Origin of the sequence: Streptomyces sp. ISL-99 (assembly GCF_018614005.1) — a bacterium.
Classification (GTDB): Bacteria; Actinomycetota; Actinomycetes; order Streptomycetales; family Streptomycetaceae; genus Streptomyces; species Streptomyces flavidovirens.
Window position 1 is genome coordinate 43,548 of record NZ_JAGGPC010000031.1, and the last position, 24,217, is coordinate 67,764.

Consider the following 24,217-nt stretch of genomic DNA (forward strand, 5'->3'; position numbering starts at 1 on the left):
CTCGCACAGGCGGTCCGTGCCCCCGGCCGGTGGGCACCGTACGAGCACTGCTGGAGGAAGTCACCGTGACCACGACCAGAGCGGAAGCGGCCGCCACCGAGGGGCACGAGGCGGCAGCCCTCCTGGAACGGACCCGCAGCACCGTCGATCCCCAACTGCGCACCGGCGTGGAGAGTCTGCCCGGGTCCATACGGCGGATCGCGATGTACCACTTCGGCTGGGAGCGGGCCGACGGCACACCGGCCGCGGGACTGGCCGGCAAAGCGATCAGGCCGGCTCTCGTCCTCGCCGCCGCCCAGGCGCTCGGCGGGGAACCGGGCCGGGCCGTACGGGCGGCGGCCGCCGTGGAGCTCGCCCACAATTTCACGCTGCTCCACGACGACGTCATCGACGAGGACCCGACGCGCAGGAACCGGCCCACCGCCTGGACGGTCTTCGGCGTACCGGCCGCGATCGTCACCGGGGACGCGATGTGCGCCCTCGCGCTGCGGCTGCTCGCCGAGGATCCGCACCCGGCGGCGGCCAAGGCGTCGGCGCGGCTGGCCGCCTGCGTCGTCGAGCTGTGCGCGGGACAGCAGTCCGACTGCGAATTCGAGCGGCGCGGACCCCGGGACGTGTCGCTCGAAGAGTGCCTCGCCATGGCCGAGGCGAAGACCGGAGCCCTGCTCGGCTGCGCGTGCGCTCTCGGCGCGCTCTACGCGGGCGCGGAGGAGGACGAGGTCGCGGCCATGGACGCGTTCGGCAGGGAGGCCGGCCTGGCCTTCCAGCTCATCGACGACCTGATCGGGATCTGGGGCGACCCTTCCCACACCGGCAAACCGGCGGGCGCCGATCTGGTGGCCCACAAGAAGTCCCTCCCGGTGGTTGCGGCGCTGACCTCGGGCACCGAGGCCGCCGCCGAGCTCGCCGCCCTGTACGCGGGGCCGTTGGACGGGGCTGCCGTCCGGCGCGCGGCCGAGGCCGTCGACCGGGCGGGCGGCAGGGACTGGGCGCAGGGGCACGCGGCGGACCGGATGGCCACGGCCGTACAGCATCTGTCGCGCGCGGTGCCGGACCTGGAGGCGGCGGGTGACCTGCTCTCGCTCGCCGAGTTCGTCACCCGCAGAACACGCTGACCGGGGGCATGGACGGCGGCGGGCGTCCGGGGGAACCCGGGCGCCCGCCGCCGTCAACTCTAGGATCGGACACGTCAGTTCAGATGACGGATCATCCTGATCCTGGAGAGAAGAGGCCGGACCGTGGGCGTGGAGATACGACAGGCGGGGGAGAGCGACCGTGAGGCGCTCGTGCGGCTGCTGGACGCGGCCTTCATGGACGACCCGGTGAGCTGCTGGGTCTTCCCCGACCGGGCGCACCGCGGCCGCGTGCACGGCGCGTTCCTCGGCGTCTTCCTCGATGTGGCCCTGAGCGAGGGGCGGGTCGACGTAACGGAGGACGGATCGGCGGCGGCCCTCTGGCTCCAGGTGCCGGCCGGGGTGCCGGAGGAGGACGACACTCCCGTACGGATGAGGGAGACCGCCGACCCGGACAACGAACGCGCGGAGCTCGTCGGCCGGCTGATGGGCGAGGTGCATCCGCACGACCGGGCGCACGAGTATCTGCTCCTCATCGGAGTCTCGCCCGACCGTCAGGGGGAGGGGCTCGGCACGGCCCTGATTCAGCCGGTCCTCGACCGCTGCGACCGGGACGGCGTACCGGCCTATCTGGAGGCGAGCAGCGCGCGCAGCAGCAAGCTGTACGAGCGGCTCGGGTTCGCCTTCACCGGCCGTACGGTCGAGCTGCCCGACGGCCCGCCCATGTGGCCCATGTGGCGCGAGCCGGTGCGCTGAGCGCGGCACCCGGCACCTCGATCGCTTCGAACAAGTGGCTTGCGCAACCACTACGGGTGAAGCACTATGGCCGTAGTGGTTGACGCGGTCCGGTGACCCCGCCGCCCGTGCCTTTCCTTCCGGCCAGAGGATCAGCTTGCGCAAGCTCACATATTACGTCGGTATGTCCATCGACGGCTTCATCGCGGCGCCGGAGGGCGCGTTCGACTTCTACCCGGTGAGCGATTCCTTCCTGAAGGACTTCCTCGTCGGCGAGTACCCGGACTGCCTCCCCACCCACGTGCGACAGCACCTGGGCGTGGACGACCTGGAGAACAAGCACTTCGACACGATGCTTCAGGGGCGGGCCACGTACGACGCGGCGCTGGAGCTCGGGATCACCAGCCCGTACAGGCACCTGCGCCAGTACGTCGTGTCGCGCAGCGTCGACAAGTCGATCGACCCCGAAGTCGAGGTCATCTCCGGCGATGTCGCCGCCAAGGTCCGGGAACTCAAGCAGGAGGACGGGCTCGGTATCTACCTGGCGGGCGGGGCGAATCTCGCCGCGCAGCTCCTGGAGGAGATCGACGAACTGATCGTCAAGGTCTACCCGATCGTGACCGGTTCGGGCGTTCCGGTGTTCTCCGCCGAGTTCGGCGTGTTCGACTTCACGCTCGCATCGACCCGGACCTTCGACAACGGCACCGTCGTCCTGATGTACAGCAAGAGGCGCTGAACCCAGGGCTGTTCGGCGGGCTCACGTTCGAACGGGCTAAAGTCCCGGGCATGACAGGAGAGCCATGGGCCGGCTGGTACCGCGACCGCGAGGGTGCCGTCGCCGTCACCTTCGCGGCGGACGGACAGCGGCTGCGTACCCGCATCAGGGGAGTCGACTTCGAGGGCGACAGCTTTGCCGCGCTGGAACCCGTGGCCGGACCGCAGCCCGACGGCGCGGGGTTCGCGCCGGCGCGTGGCCCGCTGTGCGACTGCATACTCGAATGGGACATTCCAATACCGGTGTACGCCGATGGGCGGGTCCACCGGGCCACGCTCAGCTGCCTGCTCACGCTGGGGAAGCGGCTTCCCGGGGGTGGCGTCGACCGGCAACACCTGGCGCTGACCCTGCACTTCGACGGTGCGGCGTACGAGTCGGAGCGTGCGGAGACCGACTTCGAGCACGCGCTGACGGTGATCCAGCGGCGGCTGCCGGCCGGTGCGTATCTGCGGGCGTGCATTTCCTGCGCCTTCTCCGACTACCACCCCGCGGGGAGCGGTCTGTTCGGGAACCTGGCTTGCTTCCGGGGGTTCAAGGACGAGTACCGGGCGGTCGAGGGCGAGCGCGAGCTGTTCGAGCTGTGGGATCTGCGGTCCGGCTTCGTGCAGGAGACGTGGGCGTGCGCGGATTTCGAGCGCAGGCCGGCGCAGGGGCCGGGGACGGGGTACCGCGGTGCGTTTCCGCAGGTGCGGGGGGAGAGGCCGACGCCGCCGGAGCCGGTGGCCGCGGAGGCGGCGGGCTAGAAGGTCCCCTCTTCCCGTTCCGGCGGGAAGATGCCCCGTACTCGCGAGACGGCTCCCCTGGTGGCTGGTCGGGGGACGACTGTGCGTGTACGGGGCAATCCTGGAGCCGGGGTTCGTCGGGGTCCGACGGGTTCCCTCGACGCCCGTCGGGGTCAGGAGGCCGGGACGAAGCCGTTCTGCCAGAGCTGGTTGACGCGGCTGCGCTCGCGCTGGTCCGGGGTGGCGTTCTGGCAGGACGTGCCGGGGCCGCCGCCGGACATCAGCTCGCTGCACGGACCCGAGTAGTGGTCGGGCAGGCCCAGCACGTGACCGGTCTCGTGGGAGGTGACGCGGGTCGAGTTGTACTGCTGGTTCTGGCGGTAGTCGAGGAAGATGTACCCGCTGCCGTGGCCGTCGGTGCTGGCGTACGAGCCACGCGGGTCGTTGCCCTCGCGGTAGACGAAGTCCGGGTTGGAGCCTTCCTGGAGCTTCACGTTGGTGACGGAGCTGTTCCAGATCTGGGTGCTCCTGGCTATCTGGGTGCGGAACGTGGGCGCGTTCGCCGCGGAGTAGACGACGGTGACGGCCAGGGTGCCGGGGGTCGCGGCGCGCTTCTCGGCGACCGACTTCTTCACGGCGTCGAAGAAGGCCTTGTTGGCGGCGGCGTTCTCCTTGGACTTCTCGTACGAGATGTATGAGTTGTGCGAGACGCGCGAGTCGTGCGTGTCGTGCGAGACCGAAGGCGCCGCCGTCGCGGGCACCGCGCCGAGGGTGGCGGCGGCGAGGCCGAGGCCGAGGGCGGTGGTGAGAAGGGTTCTGGGGTGCCGCATGTTCATGTGGGGGGCTCCTACTCGTTCCGTTCATGTCAAACGGTTGGGTAGGGAGAGTGTCGGGGCCCGCTCGCCCGCCGGGGATGATGCCAACAAGTGATAGTGCGAGCGCATCACCCCGCCAACCCGCCTCAAAACAGAGGCGATTCCTGGGGTTATGGCGTCTGGTGTGGCCCACGGGACCCGCCTTAGGCTCGGGTCATGGAGCTCGAGGTCAGGCACCTTCGTGCGTTGTGCGCCATCGCCGACACCGGCAGCCTGCACAAAGCCGCCCGTACGCTCGGGATGAGCCAGCCGTCGCTGACCACGCAGCTCCGCCGGATCGAGAACTTCCTGGGCGCGGAACTGTTCTCGCGCGAGCGCACCGGGTGCCGGCCGACGCCGCTGGGGCGTTCGGTGCTCAGCAGGGCGCGTCCGCTCGTCGAGCAGATGGGTGTGCTCGTGGCCGAGACGAGAGCGGCCGCGGCCCGTTCCTCGGGGGGCCCGCACCTGCGTATCGGAGCCACCGCGAGCCGGGTCATCGGCGGGTGGCTTCGCAGACTCCGTACGCGGCTGCCGGAGACCGACACCTCCCTCCATGTCGACGTATCGGCTCATACGCTGCTCCGGCTGCTCGCGGCCGGGCAGCTCGATGTCGCCTTCGTGCACGAGGTGGAGGGGTCCGCGCTGCGGGTGCCTGCCGGGCTCGAACAGCGCGTACTGGTCGAGCGGGAACCGCAGTTCATCGCGATGTCACGGGATCATCCGGCGGCCGGCCGGTCCGTGGTGGAGCTGGCGGACCTAGCCGGTGACCGGTGGATGATCGACCCCACGGTGGACGGCGAATGGGACGGACTGCGACGCGTCTTCGCCGCGGCCGGTCTCGATCCGCCCGTCCTGCGCGGGGATTACCACACCGCGGCGTCGCTGATCGTGATGGGCGAGGCTGTCGCACCCTGCCAGCCGACGTCGGGGCCGCGCGACGACATGGCGATCCGGCCGCTGCGCGGCGACCCCCTCGCCGTCCGGCTGCTGCTCGTGTGGCGGCCGGGCTTCACCGAGGCGGCGGCGGTGTACGCCGATCTGGAGGCCGCGTACCACGACGCGGCGATGCGGGCGCCCGGGTACCGGCAGTGGCTGCTGCGCAACGAGAGCCCGCTGCCGGCGGGAAGCGCGGTGGCTTGACGTACGGGGGCGGCCCTACGCGGACGTGCCCCCCGTCGCGCCTTTCCGGTCTGCCCCGCCTGCCCCGCTTGCCCCGCCCGCCCCGCGTGGCCCGCTTGCCCCGATGAGGCGGCCCGCCTCTGCGCGGGCTTGGGCGACCGGGTCCTTGAAGATGCCGAGGCCGTGCGCGACGAGCGCCCCTTCATGGAGCAGCATGAGCGTGCGCCCGAGCTGAGCGGCGCTGCCGCCGCCCCGCTCTCGATTCCGCTGCCGGTCCCGGCCCCGGTCGATGCCCCTGGCGAGGTCGGTGAAGAGGGCGAGCATCCACTTCTTCTGGCCGGTGATGATCGCGTACGCCGGGTGGGAGGGATCGCTGATCTCGGCGTGGGCGTTGACCATGCTGCACCCCCTGGGGCTGTTCTCCTCCGCCCACGCGCGCGAGGCGTCGAACACGGCCAGGATCCTTTCCGCCGCCCCCTGTTCGCTCTTCAGCCGCTCGGCGAGGAAGGCGCGCCAGCGCTCGTCGCGGGCGGCCAGGTACTCCACGACGATCTGTTCCTTGGAGCCGAAGCGGTCGTAGAGCGTCTTCTTCGTGACGCCCGCTTCGGCGGCGATGAGGTCCACCCCCACGGCGTGGATGCCGTGCTCGTAGAACAGCCGCGAGGCGGCGTCCAGGGCGCGCTGTGCGCCTGGGGTCATGGAGACGCGGCGGGGTTCCACGGTGCTCGTGCTGGTGCTGCTGCTCATGCGTACCACTATACCGATCTGTATAGTGGCGGGAGTGGAAGTAGACCGATCCGTATACCTGGCGAGGTGGGTGCCCGCATGAACGTCCTGCTTTCCGCCGCGTTCGTACTCTGCTGGAGTTCCGGTTTCATCGGAGCGAAGCTCGGTGCGGGGAGCGCCGACGCGGTGACGATCCTGATGTGGCGCTTCCTGCCCCTGGCACTCGTGCTGGCCGTTGTCGCCGCCACCCTCACCAGAAGCGCGTGGCGCGGGCTGACCCTCCGCGACCTGCTCCGCCAGGCGGCGGTCGGCGCGCTCTGACCGTCCATTGCGCCACCAGCGCCGTCGTCTTCACCGCCCTCGCGGCGGCCTCGGGAGCGGCGCTGCCGCCCGCCGAACCGTCGTTCTGGCTGGCGATCAGCTGGCTCGTCGTACTCGCGACCTTCGGCGGGTACGGCCTGTACTGGCTCGTCCTGCGGCGCTCCGGGGTGACCGCGGTCAACACGCTCATGTTCCTGATGGCGCCGGTCACCGCCGTCTGGGGAGCCCTGATGTTCGGCGAGCCCTTCGGCGCGCAGACCGCTGTCGGCCTGGCGGTGGGCCTGGCCGCCGTGGTGATCGTCCGCAGCGATGGTGCCAATGGCCGTACGAAGGAATGCTCCCGGGCCGCGGTCCATTGACGCTGTAGGGGACGGTCGTCACCGCCGTCCTAAAGCGACGCAGGACGCAGCAGCAAAGGACACTCTCCATGACCCCAGCAATCGCCGTCACCGGAGCGAGCGGCCGGATCGGCGGACGTGTCGCACGCCGCCTCGCCGGCGCCGGCGTCTCCCAGCTCCTGCTCGGCCGCGACCCCGCCCGCCTGCCCGGCCTGCCGGGCGCGGTCAAGGCGCCGCCCGCCTCCTACGGTGACGCTGAGGCGATGCGCGCCGCGGTGGACGGCGCCGGCACGCTCTTCCTCGTCTCCGCGCACGAGAGCCCCGGCCGGGTGCGGGAGCACAAGACCGCCGTGGACGCGGCCGTCGCGGCCGGCGTCGAGCGGATCGTGTACGTGTCCCTCCTGGGCGCGGCGCCGGACGCGACCTTCACCTTCGCCCGCGACCACTGGCACACCGAGCAGTACATCCGCTCCACCGGCGTGCGCCACACCTTCCTGCGCGACAGCTTCTACCAGGCGGAGTTCCCCGCCATGGCCGGGCAGGACGGTGTCATCCGCGGCCCGGCCGGCGAAGGGCGCGTCTCGGCCGTCGCGCACGAGGACATCGCGGACGCGGCAGCCGCCGTACTCCTCGCCGAGCTGGAGGACCTCGACGGTCACGACGGTGCCACGTACGACCTGACCGGCCCGCAGGCCCTGTCGCTCGCCGAGATCGCGGAGGAGCTGACCCGCGCCACGGGCCGCGCGATCAGCTACGTACCGGAGACGCGCGAGGAGGCGTACGCCTCACGCGAGCGGTACAACGCCGAGCCGTGGAAGGTGCAGGGGTGGGTGTCGTCGTACGAGGCCATGGCGAACGGTGAGATGGCGGAGGTCTCCGACGCGGTGCCCCGCCTCACCGGCCGCCCGGCCACCGCCTTCGCCGATTACCTCAGGGAGAACCCGGACAGCTACCGGCACTTGACCGGCCCGTCGACCCCCTGACGCCTGCCCCCTGACCTCTGCCCCCTTCCCCCTGACCGTCGCCCCGACCGAGGCCGCGTCAGAGGGCCAGCTCGTAGGTGATCTCCTCCATCGGGCATTTCGCCACCATGTTCTGCAACGCCGCCAGCTCGCCCGGATCCACCGCCAGCTTCCAACGCCCCTTCACCGCTGCCCACTCGGCGATGTACCGGCAGTCCGCACTGTCGTCGGACGGTTCCCACCGCGCCGGATCCTTGTCCCCCTTGCGGCGCTTCTCGGCGGCGGTCACGGCGGCGAGCACCCTCGGATCGCCCATGTCGTTCGCGAACCGCTCCCGCTCCTCGGCGGTCCATCCTGACGCCCCGCTGCGCCACGCCTCGGCGAGCGGCACCAGATGGTCGACGCCGAGGGCACCGGCGCCGGAGTGGTCCGTCTTGTCGTAGTACGAGTGCCAAGCACCGCCCGTGATGGTGCACCGCCCGTCGACGGCGGGCGGAGTGGTCGCCTCCGCGATGAGCACCTCGGCCCGTGTGTCGCAGCCGTCCTGGTCCGGATCGGTCCAGTGCCTGAACTTCCCCGCGCTGTACCCGGAACTCTCCTCGGCGGCGACCGGCAGGTTCTCGATGGCCTTCTCGACGGTGGTACTGACCGTGTCATCGGGCTCGGCGCCGGCATCCGGCGCGGCACCCACGACAACTGCGGTGGCGACAAGGAGCGTGGAGACCAGGAAGCTGAGCGTGCGCATACGGATCCCTCCATCTCGTCCGGACGGACCAGTACTAGCGACACCTGTCACCCCAACACGCCGCGCAGCCCGCACGGACCACCCGCACGGGTGACCGAGCTTCTTCGCGGCCCCGCGATCGCTGAGTCACTTTCCTGTACGCATCAACAGGTGACCCCTGCGGTACCGTTCGTCCTCGCCCGGCTCCCGCAGCATCCGGCCGACTTCGACGAATCCAGCTTCGCCGGCCAGCTCCGCGAGGTCGTCGATCGGCCACCGGTAAGCTCTCGCCACTTTGTGGTCGAACGCCGTGACCGGCTCACCCTCTGACTCGAAGAAGGCGAGCAAGAGGTGGCCGCCAGGCGCGAGTACCCGCCGGAACTCGGCGAAGTACGAGGGCATGTCCTGCGGCGGGGTGTGGATGACCGAATACCAGGACACGATGCCTTGCAGCGTGCCGTCGGCCAGGTCCAGGGCGTCCATGGAACCGACCTCGAACCGCAGGTCCGGGTATGCCGCGCGGGCGAGACCGATCATCACCGGTGACAGGTCGACGCCGAAGACATCCAGCCCCAGGTCCCGCAGGTGCACGGTCACACGTCCAAGGCCACATCCAAGCTCGGCGACGGGCCCGGCATCGGTGGTCCGCGTGAGTTCGGCGAACGCGGTGAGCACCGCGCGATCCGGCGCAAGAGCGTCAAGATCATTGCGGGGGAGTGCGGCGTAGCGGACGGCGACGGCGTCGTAGGCATCCGCTGTCGCACGGAGGTGCGAGGGAGGTTCAGTCACAAGCGAGGACACTAGAGCCTCCCCTGTCGCGCTGACGACTGACCCGTCAGACAAAAGAAGACCGCACCCGCTCCGTCAGGGTCGCCGTGAACGGCGGCCCGCGGACCGGGTGCGGACAGGTGGGCGCTGCGACCCGCGCGGACGCGGATCAGGCGGCCCAGGACTGATCAAGCCTTCTTGGTCTCCAAGTAATTGGCCAGATTGGTGACCTGCGGGGATCTTACCTGTGGGTCGCTGACCTGGCCTTTTGCTGATGGCTAGCGATGGGGTGTGACGGTCGTGATCGGGTGTCCTGCGGACTGTGTGCGGACTGGGGGTGTGCGGTAACGCCTCCGCGGATCAGAAAGTCTGGGGCCGTACGTTCGTTGGAGCGAGGGGTTCTTGGACGGCTACTCCGCCTCGCAGGTTGCCCTGCGTGGCTATCAGGGCCAGGGTCTGGTGCGGCCCTGCTCGGTGACAAGGGGTACGACAGCAATCCCAACCGGCGTGAACTGCGCAGGCGCCGGATCCTGCCGGTGATTTCCCGCAGAGGCTCCCCGAACATGAAGGGCCTGGGCAAGCTCCGCTACGTCGTCGAGCAGAACTTCTCGGTCCTACACCATTTCAAGCGGCTGGCCGTCCGCTGGGAAAGGCGTCTCGACCTGCCCCGTGGTGAGTGCGGCTTCTACTATGCCGAGCTACTACAACAGACGGTGACCGCCAGCCAACCCTCACGGCAGTGCGAGGCGTGTAGAAGAGCTGGCGGAGGCCGAGGAGGAAAGCGCGGACGAGGTTCAGGTATCGGTCGAGGGCGAGGTTGCCAGCAAAACAGTTGGATGGAATCCTTGAATCACGCGGTGCGCCGCTTTTCCCGTTGCGCGCGTTCGACATGAGAGTGGGGTGTGGCTGCGTTGAGCAGAGCAGGCCAGGCTGGTGAAGTCGGCAGTGTTTTTCGGTGTGAATTAGCTACGCATTTGGTTGTTCATGGGCTCCGCAGCCGACCGGTTTTGGGGTTGGATTTGCCGGGCGGGGCACATCCCGTTCGGCTAGATTTCGAGACCAGTGATCCTACTGATGATATTCGTGTTACCTTTTCCGATGGGCGTCGAGCCTACGTGTCTGCGAAGCGTAAAATCGACCGTGGGCGACCGCTTAAGGAGACTGTGACTGGCTGGGTAGGGCAGTTTCCTGTGCTTGGCCCTGATGACCTTCTGGTTATTGCCGGTGAAGAATTTGTCGGCCCGGTAAGGAATCTGGACCGAGCTTTGCGACGCCATCGTGCGGGCCTACGTATGGAGACCGGGGACGAACAAAAGGCATTCAAAATTCTCGTTGACTTGCTTCCCCCAAATGTTTGCGAGCCAGTGCTCGATCGGGTGCGTGTCTTGCACCTACCCAGCTCAACTGGCCCAGCATCGCACCGAGCTCTCCTGGCGGCCCTGATGGATTTTGTCGTCGCCGACCTGCAGGGACAGCGTGCTGTGAGTACCCTAGCTGATCTCTTTCATCGGCAGGCGGGTGAAGCGCTCGGAAGCTCCGTTGACGACTGGGTCGTGACCCTAAATTCCGCAGGCTTGACCGTTACTGCGGACCAGGGAGGTCCGGCTGCCATGCGAGCGGCCTCCCGCCTGACTGCCATTAGTAACTACCGCACTCAGCTCAAGGAAGATGCTGGGAGGATCGATCTCAGCCTACTTGCCGAAGACCTACCGCCTATCGTCGTCGACGATCTTATCGATGGCCTCCAGATCGATATTGAGGGCGAGCGCACATCCCACTTTCTACTTCAGTATCTAAGGCGTTGGCGTCGCATGCTCGTCGTTGGTCAACCGGGATCGGGCAAGTCAGTTGCATTGCGTGAGATCGCGGCCCACTGCGCAACCCACCCTGACGCCCCAATTCCGATTCCCGTGTCGTTGCCACGCTCGATGAAACAGCAGCCAGAACGCCTGACTGTTGACGGTATAATCGACGGTGCCGCATCGGACACTGTGTCAAGTGCGGAACGTGCACCGCTTGCTGAATATCTGACTGAAGAACTTTTGCATGGGCGCGCAATTGTCCTTTGTGACGGGCTTGATGAATGCGGCGCTCGCGCCCCGTGGGTCGCGCAGCAGCTCGCTACAATCCTTGCTTCCTTGAACCCGGCTTGTGGCTTTGTATTGGCGACACGGGCGAATGCCCAACTCCCAGCCGCTCGCCTTGGGCTGCCGCGCGTGGAACTCGCATGTCCGAAGGATCTCAGCGAGACGGTCGACAGCATTCTCGTTGCATGTGCCGATGCGCGGTTTTCCGAGCCGAACCGAGCAGTGTGGTTGGCAACGCGGCGTGCTTGGATCAAAGACGCAAAGAAGCAGCACGAGCACCTCCTCGCGGTGCCATTGCTGGCTATCTTGCTGGCACTCATTTGTGCGAACGCGTCGGATGCGGATCTCCCAAAGGGGCGTGCGGCGTTGTTGCATCGGGCGGTAGAGCAGTCTGTTGGAAGGTGGGAACAGCTGCGAGGCACCCTTGACCCGGCCCGACCGTGGTCGCCCGCGCTGACGACGTCCATGTTGCTCCGCGGGTTCGTCGTGCTCGGGCGGATCCTTGACGGTGGGGCAACTCCTACGCGTGAAAAGGCGCTTGAATCCCTGATTGGGATGCTGAGGGATCCCAATCACTGGGCCATGCCACCTGCTGCAGCTCAAGAGGTGGCAGAGCATGTGCTCCGTTTCTGGGACGAGCACGTTGCTGTATTCGTTGTGAACGCCGCAGGTGAACTTACCACTCGGAGTAAAGTCTTTGCCGAAATCGCTACGGCCATGTGGGCGAGGGCTTGTGAGCCGGAAGAATTGAGGGCTTGGCTGCGCCAAGCCCTCGACTACACGGACTCTGATGGTGCGATCGCGCTTGCTGCCGGACTTGATCCCCGAATGACTGAGGCGCTTCTCGAAGTCGGAGCCGCTTCTCGGCCAGAAGCAACTATTATGGTGGCTGATTTCGCAGTCCGCGGCATAGTGACGCTTTCAGGCAGTGAAATGGAACGCACTCTAGTTGAACTTGCAAACGGAGCCGTCGCGTCCCTCGAGGGTAAACCACCCGCCAAGCGTGGCCCTAGCAACCCTCCGGAGTGGTTCCCGACGCTCTGGGATGAAACGCGCGATGCCGGCCCGTGGCCTTTTGTGGAAGTTGCTTGCCTGCTTGCGCTGCCGCCAGCGTTGAGAAGCCAGCGGGCGAACCTGATAACAAATGCTGAGCTTGACGGACGCGCCGAGGTGATTGCGATTGCCCTGTGCGAGTTGACGGATGCGAGAACGGACACTTACCCACTGAGTAGAGCTGGTATTGCTGCTGTCAATGAAGCGCTTGTGATTCCTCTTCCACTGGAGTCAGAGGTTATTCAGAAGGCTCGGCGTAGGTTTGAGATGGTCAGCGGAGGCCGCCTCACACCCGGGCTGGAGCAGGTCGCTTTGGCCGCAGCTAAAAACCTTGGCGAGCTTCCTGATGGCTCAGGCGAGCGAGTGTTCGAGATTGCGATGCGCGCACCTGGTCGTATTGCTGAGCGAATCTTCACCGAACTCGCACGTGCGGGATTTGACACAAGTCGGCGCTGGGGGAACATCGCCGCAGGAATGCGTGACTGGGCGTCCAGAATGAGGGAGGACAGGGCGGCGCTGCTATCCGATATGGCCTCGCTTGGAGACCAATGCTCGGATTCCACATGCGAGAACCTCTGGTCTCTTACTGATCTCGGCGATCTACTCGCTGCGACCGGATATCCTGAAACCGCGGCAACTGAGATTGATCGTGCGTTCATCCAAGACACCTCAGCGATTCGCCGTGCCTGGCTCGACGCGATAGCGGACGCGTACGGCATCGATAAGCCCGCTGTAGCCACCCAAGCACGCCATCTTCAGCAGACGATCGAGTCGGAATCTATCCTCGATGATTGGCTTGTTGCAGTCACGACGCCGTTGGTGAAGCCATCGTTGTTGCCCAACTTGGAGCAAGTTCTTACTGTCGAACAGCAGTTGATGTTGCTGGCATGCCTCGAAGCAGATTCGTCCTGGGTGGCATGTGCGGCAGCAAATGTGCTCGGCAACTTGAATGGAGATCGAGTTCCGTGGGACAGTCAGGAGCTGTTCAATCAGGATATGTCGAGTTGGTCGCGGTTTAGAGCGGGCCTACTCTATGTAATTGCTATTATGACTGCTGGCGATCAACGCCTGTCGTTGCTAACGCGAGCTGCTTCCTCAGATTCAGCAGATTATCGATATGCGGCAGGGATGGCAGTCTCAATTACATCGGATCTTGACTCCGATGGATCGATCATGCAAGCGCTGCGCCGAGACGTTGACCTGTCGGTCCGACCGAAGGGAGCGCATCAGGTCTTGCCTGCGCCAACACACTGGAGTTGCAACGGCTGCAAGTCGGTAAATGACATCGACATCGAAGATTGTGTGGGATGCGACGATGGGGTGCGACCCAGAGCCTGACTTTGCGCCAAGGCGACTATGATCAACAAGCAATGAGTTGACTCGTTCATCCAACCTGCCTCACTCGTCTCTCGATTTTCACCTCGCAGGTCTCGTCGGTGGCCTTGATACGGAAGCGGATGATGCCCCTGGCGGCGAGGTTGGAGAGGTGCGCCTATTTCACCCGTACCTCGAAGGTCTTGGTGCCCGCGGCGACGAGGTCCGAGTACTGGCGCTAGGGGTTGAGTTCGCGGACGCGGGTGGTGGTGTCTGCCATGGGACGGCAACGCTCCTGGTGACTGGTGCGGGCATCATGCGGCCGATCTTGGTTTGCCGAACACGAGTGGCGAGGGCTTGCCCTCGGCGACCGGTCAGGTCTGCGGTTGGTACCGCTATTGCCAGCCGTCGAGGGAGACCTCCGGGCCCCCCGCGAAGTACCGGTGGAGGGCGCTTGAGGTGGTGTCCACGAACTCCTCGGGAATGGCGTCGGCGTCGACCCAGCGGACCTGGGCGTGCTTGCGGGGTTCGCGGTTCTCGGGTTCGCCGGCCCATTCGTGAGCGGTGAAGACGACGGTGAGGAAGCCGTTGGGGGCTTCGACGCCCCAGGCTCCGTGGATGATGTGGGCGACCTTGAGGGACTCGGGCTTCACCGTGAGGCCGGTCTCTTCGTAGAGCTCACGGGCTGCGGTCTCAGTGATGGGCTCGCCGGGTTCGCTCTTGCCGACCGGCAGGTCCCACATGCCCTGGGCGAACTTGGCGTTCTCGCTGCGCTGGAGGAGGACGACGCGGTTGGTGGCCTTGTCGTGGACGATCACCGCGGCGACCAGCAGGGTCATCGATTCGAGCGCCGGCTTGAGGGCCTTCGGCTGGTCGTCGGTCTGCTGGGTCATGGGGGTCCCTTCGTCGGACTGGTTGTCGGGCATGCTAAGCGAGGGCCTCGCGGGCGCGGCGGGCGAGATCGGCGGCGCCGGGTACCTTGCGCCGCTGGTAGACCGCGAGGGTGGAGCGGATTGAGGTGATCGCCTTGCGGGTGCGGTCGGAGGTCATGCCCTCTATGAGGACCAGCGCCTGTGCCCATGCGGCGACGGCCTCGTCGGCGCGGGCCTGGGCGGCGAGGCTGTCGCCGAGGTCGGCGTGGGTAAGGGCGTGGACGCGCTTGTACTTCTTCGGGTCCCAGCGGGTGAGGGCGTCGCGATGCTGCTGCTCGGTGCCGACGTGATCGGCGAGATCGGTCAGAGTGCGAGCAGTGTGGCTCGCCACGGTGCCGGCGGCGGGGCCGCTGACACGGGAGAAGCTGGGCTGCGGGCTGTCGTCTCGGAGCAGCGCGTCTTCGGCGGCGAGCAGGGCGCGTGCGGCCAGGGGGTTCTCGCCGATGGCCGCGTAGGCGCGGGCGTGGGTGATGTGGAGGAGGGCCTCAGTCTGGCTGTCGATGTGGCCGGTGCCTTGGGCGAGGGCGGCTTCGGCGAGGTCGACGCAGTGGTGGGGCTGTTTGAGGCTGAGGGCCTGGTGGGCGAGGGCGCGCATCATCCAGGCGGCGTGGCCGTGGGGGTCGGCTTCGCAGGCGAGCTGGTAGCCGACCTGGTAGTAGCGCTGGGCGGCACCCTCTTGGCCCAGGTCGTGGTGCTTCCACCCTGCGAGGTAGGCGAGTTCGGCGACCGCGCCGAACGCGGCCCGGCGTAAGGCTTCGCTGGGGAATCGGCCACGAAGCATGGGAGCGGCGGTGTCGGCGAGGTAGGCGGTCACCGTGGTCAGGCCGTGGCCGCCCCCGAGGCGCTCATCGGCCGCGCTGAAGGCCGTGGTGATCTGCCGTACGACGTCCACGTCCTCCACCCCGACCACGGACGTGCCGGTGCGGGCGCGGAGCATGCGGGCGGTGGCCTCGTGGTCGTAGCCGAGCGGCATGGCGACGCCGGCGGTGGTGAAGGCCGCGATGGTGAGGAAGCGGCGGCGCTCGACGTCGGCGCGGCCCAGGTCGGTGACAGCGAGGACTGGGTCGGATTCCGCCTGCTGTTCGGCTTCGGCCGCGCGGAGGCCGATCTCGGTCTGGGTGATCGTGCGTCCCGCTCGGCGGGCCAGTGCCTCGGCGAGGTACTGGCCTACTCGCCCGGAAGGGGCGCGGGTGCCGTTCACCCAGTGGGAGATGGCCGACTTGTTGGTCTGGAGGATCTCGCCGTTCTCGGCGGCGATACGCCGCACGTCTCTGGCGAGGGCCTCGTAGGTGCAGCCGACCGCGTCGATGGCATCGCGCAGGCGGGAGTTGGGTTCTCTCTGCGCCGCCACGATCGCCTCCACTCCGGAGCTGTAAACCGCGTATACCGCTTCAACTGGCTTCCACCGTACCCACTGAGCGTGACCACCGGTTCACTTATCAGCAGCCGCCCGGAACGGCGCGACCGTGATCCAGGCTCCCCCTTGGTCCGGGCGGCTCCCCGAAGTTCCGTACGCCCACACCGGGTTCGGGCATTCCTGTGCCCGGCCCCGGCCGAACAGAGACGGAGACACGGTGACCACCATCGACACCACGGCCATCACGGTCGAGCTGCCCGAGGCGTTCGACCCGCGCTGGAGCCGCCTGCCCGGCATCCAGGTCGACGGCCGACGCATCACCATCGACCCGGCCGAGTACTTCTTCCGCTTCGAGTCCAACACCTGGCTCGTCGCCGACTGGGAGCTGGTCAAGTCCCAACTTCTCGGTGTGGACGAGACGACCGAGAGCGCGGTCGAGCAGCTCGCGCTCGACTTCATCAAGAACCAGGGCGAGTCCACCTCGGACGCCGCCCGCGTGCTGACCACCGCGTGCGAGGTGTACGCGTACCTGTTCCGCGACGAGCACCTGGCCGGCCTCGGCCTCCCGCAGATCACCGCCGACCACCTGCGGATGCTCCGCGAGGCGGCCACGCTCATGGCGCTCAACAAGGTGGAGCTGGACGGGCACATCTCCAACGTCGGCCCGTGCTGGTTCTTCCCCGCCGCCACCTCCGTCGTCTTCGACCTGGACGACGAGATGGGCGGCATGCTCGACGAGGTCTACCACGGCGGCTGGTTCAACGAGCACCGCCGCATCGAGTCCATCAAGGCCCACGCCGCCCTCGGCGGCCGTCTCGTGCACGGCTGCCAGTCCGTGCCGGACCAGACCGGCGGCGTCGTCGCGCCCTACGGTGCCTCGATGGCCAACTTCCGTGACGACCTGGCCGCATTCAAGACGGGCTGGATCGAGCAGGTCTACGCCCGCCGCGTGAACCCCGCCGCGTAACCCGCCACCCGATCAGGCTCCGGGGCGGGCCGACACTTCTCGCCCGCCCCGGACGCCACCATCTCCCCGGAGCCCTCACGTGACCACGAACCCCAGCGCCGAACTCCTCGACAACCTGCTCACCGTGGCCGGCCAGGCCACCGCCGTACGGGAGGAGGTGCGCGTGTGGTCCATGTCCGGAGTCGAGCGCGTGACTTTCCCCGACGGCTCCACGGCCATCTTCAAGTACGCCAAGAAGCCGTTCGACAGCGAGGACCAGGCCCTCCGCCTGGCCCACACCCTCGGCGTTCCCGTCCCCCAGGTCCACGCCTCCGCCGTTTTGGACGGCTGGCTCGGCATGCTCATGGAGGACGTCGGGCCGTCTGTCCGCGAGGCCGATGACCTGGACGGCGTCGCCGCGGCCGTGGTGCTGCACGGCACCCGTACGGCTCCCCCCTTGCCCGTCCTCGACCAGGAGCGGCTGGGCACGCTGCCGGCCCGGGCGTTGGAGCATCTCGAACGGCTGCGCAAGGCCGACCGGTGGCAGGAGGCCGACGACGTTGAGGACGCGCTCGACAGGATCGCCCAGGCCGCCGAGGCCCGCTCGGCCGGAGCGACGATGGCGCCGTTCGGCTGGGTGCACTCCGAGTTCCACCCCACCAGTCTTCACATCGGGGAGCGCGGCTGGAAGCTGCTCGACTTCGCCCGCGCCTTCACCGGTCCCGGTCTGCTCGACCTCGCCAGCTGGCACGGAACCATCGAGCTCCCGCACCCCGTGCGCCTGCGCGTCTTCCTGGAGCAGTACGTCACCGCTGGCGGCACCCCCGACGCCCTCGCCCCGCGCGGCGGGCTCACCGCCGAGAGCTGGGCCCTGGGCTGGCATCGCATGTGGGCCGTCGAGTGGTTCATGGAGCAGTCCATCCGCTGGATCGACGACCCGGCCACCGACCCCGCCTACATCAAGGCCGTCCGCCGCCACCTCACCGACGTGCTCCACCTCCTGGAGATCTGACGTGCTCGCCCAGGCTTCCCCGTGGCACGCCCACGCCCTCCAGCGCACCGCCGCCGGACTCGCCGAACCCCTCGCCGTACCCGCCCGGATGGAGTGGACCACGAGGCCCGGCCAAGGGCCCGGCGCCGACGTCCTCGGGCCTGACCTGCGCGGCAAAAGGCTCTTGGAACTTGGTTGCGGCCCCGGCCACAACGCCGCCCACATCGCCACCCGGCATGGGGCTCACGTCACCGGCGTCGACCTGATCGGCCTGCAGGTCCGCCGCGCCCGCTCCCACTACGGACGGCTGAACAATCTCACCTTTGTGGCCGCCCACGCCCTGCACTACCTGCACGCCTCCGACGAACAGTTCGACGCGATCTACTCCGTCTTCGGCGCCGTCGGTCTCGTCGCCCCTGAGCTCCTGTTGTCGGCCATTGCTCAGCGCCTCACACCCGGCCGGGTGCTCGCCTTCTCCGTCCCCCACCCGCAGCGTGGCGGCCGAAGCCCCTCGGGTGACGATCGGCCCCGCCGCGACTACGTCACCCTTCCCGACCGCACCCGGCTCCCCATCGCCCGCTGGGAGTTCTCCACGGACCGGTGGGAGAAGCACCTCAGCCAGGCGGGTTTCTGGCTCACCTCGGCCCAGGAGTTCTATGACTCCCGCATGGGCCACTGGCCCACCACCCTGCTGATCCGCGCTCGCAAGCTCTGACAGCCATTCGCCCCGGCTTCCCCTGGAGGAACCGATGCGCCCGCCCTACCTGCTCCTCGACATCGATGGCGTCCTCATACCCTTCCCCGACGCGGACGGCTCGACCCCGGCCACCCACGCCCGCCACGACGTCGTCCCCACCGGCCGGAGCGCCGACAACCCGGTCACCGTCTGGCTCGACCCTGCCCACGGTCCCATGCTCATGGACGTGATCCGTACTGGCCTGGTCACTCCCGTCTGGTGCACCAGCTGGCGGCAGGACGCCACCACTCTGATCGGGCCCCTCCTCGGCCTCCCGTCTCTGCCGTACGTCGACCTGCCGCGTCCCCAGATCACCACCAGCCACCCCAACGGCTACCTGTGGAAGCGCGACCACGTCGACGCCTGGCTGGACGACGTGCCCGCCGTCTGGATCGACGACGACTTCACCGGCCTCGACCATGAATGGGCAGCAGAGCGCGCCACCAGGGGAACGGCGACCCTCCTCGTTCAGCCCGACCCACACCTCGGGCTGCAGCCCGAGCACCTGACCGAGGTCACGACGTGGGTCTCGCAGTTACCCACAGCCCGCGCCGCCTGACGACTGATGCCCTCGCTGCCACGAGCAGCGAGGGCATCAGGGTGCGCTGTGGGCCCTGCCTGCCTGGGCGCCGTTCAGTTTCTGAACGGGATGGCAGCGAACCTGGTCGCGCGGCTGAGTGCGCTGAGGGTAGTGAGTCGCTGTACCGGCTGGGGTGGAGCGGAGGCGGTGCTGGCAAGCCCTAACCGATCGCTACTCTGTTCGCATGGCCGCGAACGGAGATCGCCAGTTCCCCGCCGCGCTCGCCGCTGCTATGGCGGTCCGGCTGGAGTGCATTGGCGAGGACGGTGTCGACTTCGAACCCTACGAGTCCTTCTTGACTGCCGATGAGACCATCGAGTGGTTCCGCGCGTGGACAGGCAACGGCGAGCTGAACGGCGACGACTTCCGCGTATTTGGCCAGGACGGCACCGGCGGGAACGCAGCGTTCTGGCTGGTTCGTCCAGGTCGGGAACTGGTAGAGCAGCCCGTTGTCTTTCTGGGCTCCGAAGGAGAGACGGGCGTCGTCGCTCGCGACCTGGGCGCCTTCCTGTGGCTGCTAGCTGACGGCTTCGGCCCGTGGGAAGCAGCCACCTCGTACGAGCCCGAGCCCGATTGGGCTCCGCAGGTCAATCGCGGCCTGGCGGCTATCGCGGAGCAATTCGCTCCGGACCACCGCGCGTCGGCAGCGGCGATCATGGCGCAGGCCACACAAGAGTTTCCCGACTTCGACGACACCATCATGAAGCTTTGCCGTTGACCCCAACCTGATGCCCCCGCCACGACCCGTGGCGAGGGCATCAGGTTGGGGTCAGCGGTGCCGACTGCGCTCTTTGGTCCTTGTGGCCACTGGTGTGGCCGGAGGGTGTGGCGTGGCGGACACGGACGAGGTGCCGCTGACGGTGCTTCGCCTGCGAGCCGCTTGAGCCCGCCGGTTCGGTTGAGCGGTGATGCGCCAGTTGAGAACCTCGGCTGGGCGCTCGGCACTGTCGAGTTCTCGCTGGGTGCCGACCGTGGCCAGGAGGTGCCGGGGGTTGTGGCCGGCAGTCTCGGCGCGGGCGAGGGTCGTTGTCAGGGCGGCCCACGCGGGATCGGCGAGGACGCGGTCGGCATGGTCGGGAAGGGCCGCACGAAGGTCCTGCGCGAAACGGTTGGTGGTTGTGGCGCGTGGAGCACGGTGGGCGAGGTCCGCCAAGACCGGTTCGGCGGCCTGATGATAGCCCGCCTGGAGGTGGCGGAGGGCTTCCTCGGCTGCTGCCGCCTGCTGCTCGTGGCCGCGCTGCTCGTGCCACTTGGCGGCGGCACGGGCCAAGTGCAGGGCTGCGAAGAGCACGGCTATGGCGAGCCCGCCCGGTTCGCTGGAGGCATAGGCGAGTTCCTTGGCGGCCTCTCGCAGCGCGGTGGCGGCCTGGTGGTCGGCCCGGATCGTTGAGCGGCGGGCCCGGTTGAACGCCCTGGCTGCTGCCACCAATTCGTGCCGGTGCCGACCGGGTGTGGCGCGAGCCATGGTGTGCAGGGCGTCGCCGAAGGCATCCAGGTGGCCCTGGGCCGCGGCGTCGTCGTCCGAGCCGAGGACGGCACTCGCCGTGTTTAGGGCGTTCTCGACCCGCCACCATGGCGTGTTGGGGTCCGCCACGTGCTCTGAGCGATCGGCCACTTCCTGGGTGGTGAGCCGTTCGCGCAGACGGTTGATGGACAGGTCTGGCGCGAGCTTGGAACCGCCGTACCAGACGGGTTCGCCGACCGCGTTGGTGTCGCCTGGTGCGGCCAGGCTGTAGCCGATCATGTCGCCGGTCTCGGGACCGCTGCGGGTCTTGACCTGGATACCGAGGGACTGCAGCACGGTGAAGTAGTCGGCTTCGGTAGTACGGCTGCGGCGACCGCGTACGCCTGCTCGCGCAGCCACTGCCGTGCTGTGACCGTCTGGCCCTGGTGCTCGGCCTTGGCGCGTTCGGCGCCGGTGGGGGTGCGCGGTGCGGTGAGGTCGCCGGACTTCAGGCGGCGCAGCCCGAATTCGGCTTCGATCTTGCGGCATTCTGCTTGGGCTCGCTGCCCGTCGCGGTGGGTGCGGGGGCGGCGTCCGTCGGCGCGGACGGTGGTGGCCATGATGTGGATGTGGTCGTCGGCGTGGCGCACCGCGATCCACCGGCATGCCTTCTCATCGTCTTCGGTGGCGATGCCGGCGGCGTGAACGATGCGGCGCGCGACCTCGGCCCACTCGGCGTCGGTGAGGTAGCGGTCGCCGGGTGCGGTGCGGACCGGGCAGTGCCAGACATGCTGAGGTGGTTTCTTGCCGCCCAGCTCGCGGGCGCGCAGGTCGACATGGTGGTCAAGACGCTTGGCAAGCAGGGTGTAGCTGGCCTCGGGGTCGCGGCCTGGGTCAGGGGCGCCGGGCATGTCCCAGGCGGCGACGATATGAGGGTCGGTGTGCTCGTCGCGGCGGCCGGGACCGAAGAGATAGACGATCAGTCCGCGGGTGTCGGAACCGGTGGAGACGTCAGGAACCATGCGCGGTGCCCTCCGCCATGAGCTGGTCGATCAGTCGGTAGCTGTTCTGAGCCGCTTGTTCGACGCGGTCCAGCACCGCCTCGGCACGCTCGGGCACTGTTCCTCGGTGGATGGCTCCGGTGATCTGGTTGAGATTGCTGCCGATGCGGTTCAGCGCGACCGTGTGTGCCTCGACGGCCTCAATCAGCGGGCGGAGAGGATCGTCCTCCGGGCTGCCGACCAGCCCCGCCTTACCGAGGGCAACGGCGAGCGCGGCGTCACCTACGAATCCTGCGAACTTCTGGCCACGCCGCTCGGCCTCCTTGGCGATGATGCGGGCTGCGGTCGGGGTGAAGCGGATGGTCTTTTCCTGGTCGCGCTTCTCGGTGGTGCGCTTGCGGTTCATTAGCGCGGGCAGCACGGGGGCGTCGGGCTCGCGCCAGGAAGGCTGCTCGGCGGGTGGCTGGGCATCGGCGGGTGGTTCGGTGCGCGGGGCGCTGGAGTCGGCTGCGTGCAGGGCGCTGAGCTCGGCCGCCACCTCCTCTGGCTCGGGCGTCCCCTGGCGCCCGGCCTCCTCCTCCGCCGCCCCTGGGGCGGGGGCAAGCGCGGACGAAGCCTCGTTAGAGGCTCGTTCGCTCCAGCTTGCTGCTGATCGGCGGGTCAGGCTGAAGAGTCCCCTGCGGCGGCGGGACAGGGCATTGTCGGTGCTCGTTTCGGGCATGGTGGTGCTCCGGCAGTCGTGTGGGATGGGGCTTCGTCACGTCCGTTGCATCCGTCGCTTGGCTGGTCAGAGCAGGTACGGACACGACCACAGGTACGGAGTGATCCGTCTTGGCGACGAGATCCGTCCCCGCGCTGACCTGCGCGGGGACGGATGCGACGGAGTGATACGGCCCCAGGAAGGGCGGTCAGCGAGTGCGCTTGGGGCCGGTGGTGCCGCCGTACAGGCCGATGGGCAGCGTCCCGGACGGCGGGGCGGGTGGCTTGCCTTGGGCTGGGCGAGCGGGCGCGGCCTCCCCGAGTGCGGGGGCCAGCTGGGGGGATCGGGGCAGTAGCGGGCCCAGGCGTCGAGGAACTGGTTGCGGGCGTATGCCTTGGCCTGCCTGCCGTTTTCGAAACGGTGGTTGGCCGGGCTGATGCCGAAGTCCCTTAGCAGGTTGGCCAGGTGGTAGGCGTTCAGGCCCTTGGTGCCGTACTCGGCCCACGGCGCCTCGGCGTCTTGGACGAGGGCGGCGAGCAGGTCCTGGCTGCGCAGAGCCTCCTTGTTGCCCTCCTGCTCGAAGACACGGCGGACGTCGCGCAGCAGGCGCGTCTTCAGGGTCGTCTGCTCGTCCTGGACCACTTCGTTGCGGGTCATCGCCAAGCAGGCTGCACGTGCGTGCGCGGGCCAGTGCCCGCCGGCCAGGTCGGCGACGATGGCCAGCGGCTCCCAGGTGTCCGCAGCGCGGTCTTCGACCGGCATCTTTGGCACGTAGGCCGCAGCGGTGCCACGCAGCGGGGTCAACCAGGCGGTCAGCCGGTCGCGCAGCGCGTGCAGTTCGGGCAGCGAGTACCGCGAGCGGAACGGGGTGATCCGCTCGCCCGGCTTGCGCTTCTGCATGCGGAGCACGACTGCCCGGTCCATGATCGTGTCCGGTAGGTCGCCGATCCCCGCGAGCGCGGCCATGGCGAAGGTGGGAAACGCCGTCGGCTTGTGCTCCGGCCCGGAGATTCGCCAGGCGGGCCGGTTGCGCTGATGCCCGGCGTTCAGTAGGCCGCGCAGGTCCTCCTTGTCGCCGGCCTTGGGGCCGAAGATGGTGTCGGCCTCGTCCACCAGCAGCGTCGGCGGGTTCTTGCCGATGACGCGGAAGACCACTGCTGGAGAGGTGTTCACCGTCATCATCGGCTGGTGCACGGTCTCGTGGAGTACGTCCAGGACACGGGACTTGCCACACCCCTTGGTCGGCCCCACCACCGCGAGCCGCGGGGCGTGCTGGAGGGCGGGTTGGATGTGGGAGGCCGCCACCCACAGAGTGACCGCGGTCAGTGCCTCGTCGCTCGGCAGCACCACGTACCGGCCGATCGTCGCACGGAGGTCATCCAGTAGCGCGGCTCCTTCGTTGGCCATCTCGCCGCTCATGCTGGCGCGGTCCCCAGTCCCCGATCCGCCGTCGGGGACCATGGTCCCCGCAGACACGTGGGGACCGTGATCTTCACCGTCTGCTCGAAACGCGCCGCGCTCACCGGGGATTCGGGGACCGGGTTCGGGGACCAGCGGACCGCAAGTCTCCGCCCGGTCCCCGGCTTCCAGTTCGACGGGACCGGCATGGTCCGCACCGTCGGGCCCGGTCGCCAGGGTGCTGACCTGCGTATGTTCCGCGCTGGGGGAGTTTCGGTCCCCGACCGGAACACCCGTCGAAGCATCGTCGGTGGCGCGTGCAGCAGGGGACCGTGACTCCGTTCGGTCCCCGCTTCGGTCCCCGTTGCGCCAGGGGATGCCCTGGCCGGGGACCGCGGTGGTGGGCCAGACGACCTTGGGGGATGTGTTCGGGGTGGCGGGGGACGTAGTGTCCTCCATAGACGTTCCTCTCAGGTGAGGGGCAGGACGGGCAAGGTCCCGCCCCTCACCGGTTCGTTCGTTCAGGGATGGGCGACGCGCAGGGAAATCTCCGGCCCTCGG

General features: G+C 68.2%; 19 protein-coding genes and 3 pseudogenes. 13 read left to right on the forward strand and 9 right to left on the reverse strand.

The annotated features are described in order from the left end of the window. The first annotated feature begins 65 nt into the window (after positions 1-65). The 4 genes from J7E91_RS19825 (at position 66) to J7E91_RS19840 (ending at position 3,326) form a co-directional block, all read left to right on the forward strand. On the forward strand, positions 66-1,115 hold the full coding sequence (locus J7E91_RS19825; RefSeq protein ID WP_214906581.1) for a family 2 encapsulin nanocompartment cargo protein polyprenyl transferase: 1,050 nt from the start codon (positions 66-68) through the stop codon (positions 1,113-1,115). 123 nt (positions 1,116-1,238) lie between these two features. Then, a complete protein-coding gene (locus tag J7E91_RS19830) occupies positions 1,239-1,829 on the forward strand; it encodes a GNAT family N-acetyltransferase (RefSeq protein ID WP_214906583.1) in 591 nt (196 codons plus the stop codon). A 136-nt stretch (positions 1,830-1,965) separates the two neighbouring features. After that, positions 1,966-2,544, forward strand: coding sequence for a dihydrofolate reductase family protein (locus J7E91_RS19835; RefSeq protein WP_214906585.1), 579 nt, complete (start codon positions 1,966-1,968; stop codon positions 2,542-2,544). 50 nt (positions 2,545-2,594) lie between these two features. After that, positions 2,595-3,326, forward strand: a complete 732-nt coding sequence (locus J7E91_RS19840; protein ID WP_214906587.1) for a DUF6304 family protein — start codon at positions 2,595-2,597, stop codon at positions 3,324-3,326. A 152-nt stretch (positions 3,327-3,478) separates the two neighbouring features. Here the strand turns inward: J7E91_RS19840 and snpA are convergent, their stop codons facing one another. Next, a complete protein-coding gene (gene snpA, locus J7E91_RS19845; RefSeq protein ID WP_214906653.1) occupies positions 3,479-4,135 on the reverse strand; it encodes a snapalysin in 657 nt (218 codons plus the stop codon). A gap of 201 nt (positions 4,136-4,336) precedes the next feature. Between snpA and J7E91_RS19850 the strand changes: the two genes are divergently transcribed. Continuing rightward, on the forward strand, positions 4,337-5,299 hold the full coding sequence (locus J7E91_RS19850) for a LysR family transcriptional regulator (RefSeq protein WP_214906589.1): 963 nt from the start codon (positions 4,337-4,339) through the stop codon (positions 5,297-5,299). Positions 5,300-5,314: 15 nt separating this feature from the next. Here J7E91_RS19850 and J7E91_RS19855 read toward each other — a convergent pair whose 3' ends face one another. Then, positions 5,315-6,025, reverse strand: a complete 711-nt coding sequence (locus J7E91_RS19855) for a TetR/AcrR family transcriptional regulator (RefSeq protein WP_251015952.1) — start codon at positions 6,023-6,025, stop codon at positions 5,315-5,317. 78 nt (positions 6,026-6,103) lie between these two features. On the opposite strand from J7E91_RS19855, the pseudogene J7E91_RS19860 reads away from it, so the two are divergent. Both J7E91_RS19860 and J7E91_RS19865 read left to right on the forward strand, forming a co-directional pair. Next, positions 6,104-6,684, forward strand: a pseudogene (locus J7E91_RS19860) (EamA family transporter). A gap of 68 nt (positions 6,685-6,752) precedes the next feature. Then, positions 6,753-7,646, forward strand: coding sequence for an NAD(P)H-binding protein (locus J7E91_RS19865; protein WP_214906591.1), 894 nt, complete (start codon positions 6,753-6,755; stop codon positions 7,644-7,646). A gap of 58 nt (positions 7,647-7,704) precedes the next feature. Here the strand turns inward: J7E91_RS19865 and J7E91_RS19870 are convergent, their stop codons facing one another. Continuing rightward, entirely contained in the window at positions 7,705-8,370 is a 666-nt protein-coding gene (locus J7E91_RS19870; RefSeq protein ID WP_251015953.1) for an HNH endonuclease family protein, read from the reverse strand. Positions 8,371-8,496: 126 nt separating this feature from the next. Next, a complete protein-coding gene (locus J7E91_RS19875) occupies positions 8,497-9,138 on the reverse strand; it encodes a class I SAM-dependent methyltransferase (protein WP_214906593.1) in 642 nt (213 codons plus the stop codon). A 1,142-nt stretch (positions 9,139-10,280) separates the two neighbouring features. Between J7E91_RS19875 and J7E91_RS19880 the strand changes: the two genes are divergently transcribed. Next, positions 10,281-13,595, forward strand: coding sequence for a hypothetical protein (locus J7E91_RS19880; protein ID WP_308376800.1), 3,315 nt, complete (start codon positions 10,281-10,283; stop codon positions 13,593-13,595). A gap of 371 nt (positions 13,596-13,966) precedes the next feature. Here the strand turns inward: J7E91_RS19880 and J7E91_RS19885 are convergent, their stop codons facing one another. Both J7E91_RS19885 and J7E91_RS19890 read right to left on the reverse strand, forming a co-directional pair. Beyond that, positions 13,967-14,497, reverse strand: coding sequence for an NUDIX domain-containing protein (locus J7E91_RS19885; protein WP_214906597.1), 531 nt, complete (start codon positions 14,495-14,497; stop codon positions 13,967-13,969). Between the two features lies 1 nt (position 14,498). After that, complete coding sequence (locus tag J7E91_RS19890) at positions 14,499-15,854, reverse strand: tetratricopeptide repeat protein (RefSeq protein WP_214906599.1); 1,356 nt, start codon at positions 15,852-15,854, stop codon at positions 14,499-14,501. A 223-nt stretch (positions 15,855-16,077) separates the two neighbouring features. On the opposite strand from J7E91_RS19890, the gene J7E91_RS19895 reads away from it, so the two are divergent. The 5 genes from J7E91_RS19895 to J7E91_RS19915 all read left to right on the forward strand — a co-directional run bounded on the left by J7E91_RS19895 (position 16,078) and on the right by J7E91_RS19915 (position 19,831). Beyond that, positions 16,078-16,827: a hypothetical protein gene (locus J7E91_RS19895; protein ID WP_214906601.1), complete on the forward strand. Its 750-nt coding sequence runs from the start codon at positions 16,078-16,080 to the stop codon at positions 16,825-16,827. A 79-nt stretch (positions 16,828-16,906) separates the two neighbouring features. Next, positions 16,907-17,818 (forward strand): phosphotransferase, encoded by a 912-nt coding sequence (locus tag J7E91_RS19900; RefSeq protein WP_214906603.1) that lies wholly within the window; start codon positions 16,907-16,909, stop codon positions 17,816-17,818. A gap of 1 nt (position 17,819) precedes the next feature. Continuing rightward, the gene (locus tag J7E91_RS19905; protein WP_214906605.1) at positions 17,820-18,512 is read left to right on the forward strand and encodes a bifunctional 2-polyprenyl-6-hydroxyphenol methylase/3-demethylubiquinol 3-O-methyltransferase UbiG; all 693 of its coding nucleotides are present in this window, start codon (positions 17,820-17,822) and stop codon (positions 18,510-18,512) included. Positions 18,513-18,546: 34 nt separating this feature from the next. Continuing rightward, a complete protein-coding gene (locus J7E91_RS19910; RefSeq protein ID WP_214906607.1) occupies positions 18,547-19,092 on the forward strand; it encodes an HAD domain-containing protein in 546 nt (181 codons plus the stop codon). A 205-nt stretch (positions 19,093-19,297) separates the two neighbouring features. Next, a complete protein-coding gene (locus J7E91_RS19915; RefSeq protein WP_214906609.1) occupies positions 19,298-19,831 on the forward strand; it encodes an SMI1/KNR4 family protein in 534 nt (177 codons plus the stop codon). A 51-nt stretch (positions 19,832-19,882) separates the two neighbouring features. Here J7E91_RS19915 and J7E91_RS19920 read toward each other — a convergent pair. From J7E91_RS19920 to J7E91_RS19930, 3 genes and pseudogenes are all read right to left on the reverse strand, one after another. Further along, positions 19,883-21,579 (reverse strand): annotated as a pseudogene (locus tag J7E91_RS19920) (relaxase/mobilization nuclease domain-containing protein). Continuing rightward, positions 21,569-22,279 (reverse strand): hypothetical protein, encoded by a 711-nt coding sequence (locus J7E91_RS19925; protein WP_214906610.1) that lies wholly within the window; start codon positions 22,277-22,279, stop codon positions 21,569-21,571. Before J7E91_RS19925 ends, J7E91_RS19920 begins: the two are co-directional and overlap by 11 nt. Before the next feature lie 187 nt (positions 22,280-22,466). Next, positions 22,467-23,719 (reverse strand): annotated as a pseudogene (locus tag J7E91_RS19930) (DUF3631 domain-containing protein). Between the last annotated feature and the right edge of the window lie 498 nt (positions 23,720-24,217).

What these genes read in the sequence shown, in the direction of transcription:
- J7E91_RS19865 (WP_214906591.1), top strand. Translation starts at nt 6,753, where the DNA reads ATGACCCCAGCAATCGCCGTCACCGGAGCGAGCGGCCGGATCGGCGGA.
- J7E91_RS19925 (WP_214906610.1), bottom strand. Translation starts at nt 22,279, where the DNA reads ATGCCCGAAACGAGCACCGACAATGCCCTGTCCCGCCGCCGCAGGGGA.
- J7E91_RS19855 (WP_251015952.1), bottom strand. Translation starts at nt 6,025, where the DNA reads ATGAGCAGCAGCACCAGCACGAGCACCGTGGAACCCCGCCGCGTCTCC.
- J7E91_RS19915 (WP_214906609.1), top strand. Translation starts at nt 19,298, where the DNA reads ATGGCCGCGAACGGAGATCGCCAGTTCCCCGCCGCGCTCGCCGCTGCT.
- J7E91_RS19910 (WP_214906607.1), top strand. Translation starts at nt 18,547, where the DNA reads ATGCGCCCGCCCTACCTGCTCCTCGACATCGATGGCGTCCTCATACCC.
- J7E91_RS19885 (WP_214906597.1), bottom strand. Translation starts at nt 14,497, where the DNA reads ATGCCCGACAACCAGTCCGACGAAGGGACCCCCATGACCCAGCAGACC.
- snpA (WP_214906653.1), bottom strand. Translation starts at nt 4,135, where the DNA reads ATGCGGCACCCCAGAACCCTTCTCACCACCGCCCTCGGCCTCGGCCTC.
- J7E91_RS19870 (WP_251015953.1), bottom strand. Translation starts at nt 8,370, where the DNA reads ATGCGCACGCTCAGCTTCCTGGTCTCCACGCTCCTTGTCGCCACCGCA.
- J7E91_RS19850 (WP_214906589.1), top strand. Translation starts at nt 4,337, where the DNA reads ATGGAGCTCGAGGTCAGGCACCTTCGTGCGTTGTGCGCCATCGCCGAC.
- J7E91_RS19840 (WP_214906587.1), top strand. Translation starts at nt 2,595, where the DNA reads ATGACAGGAGAGCCATGGGCCGGCTGGTACCGCGACCGCGAGGGTGCC.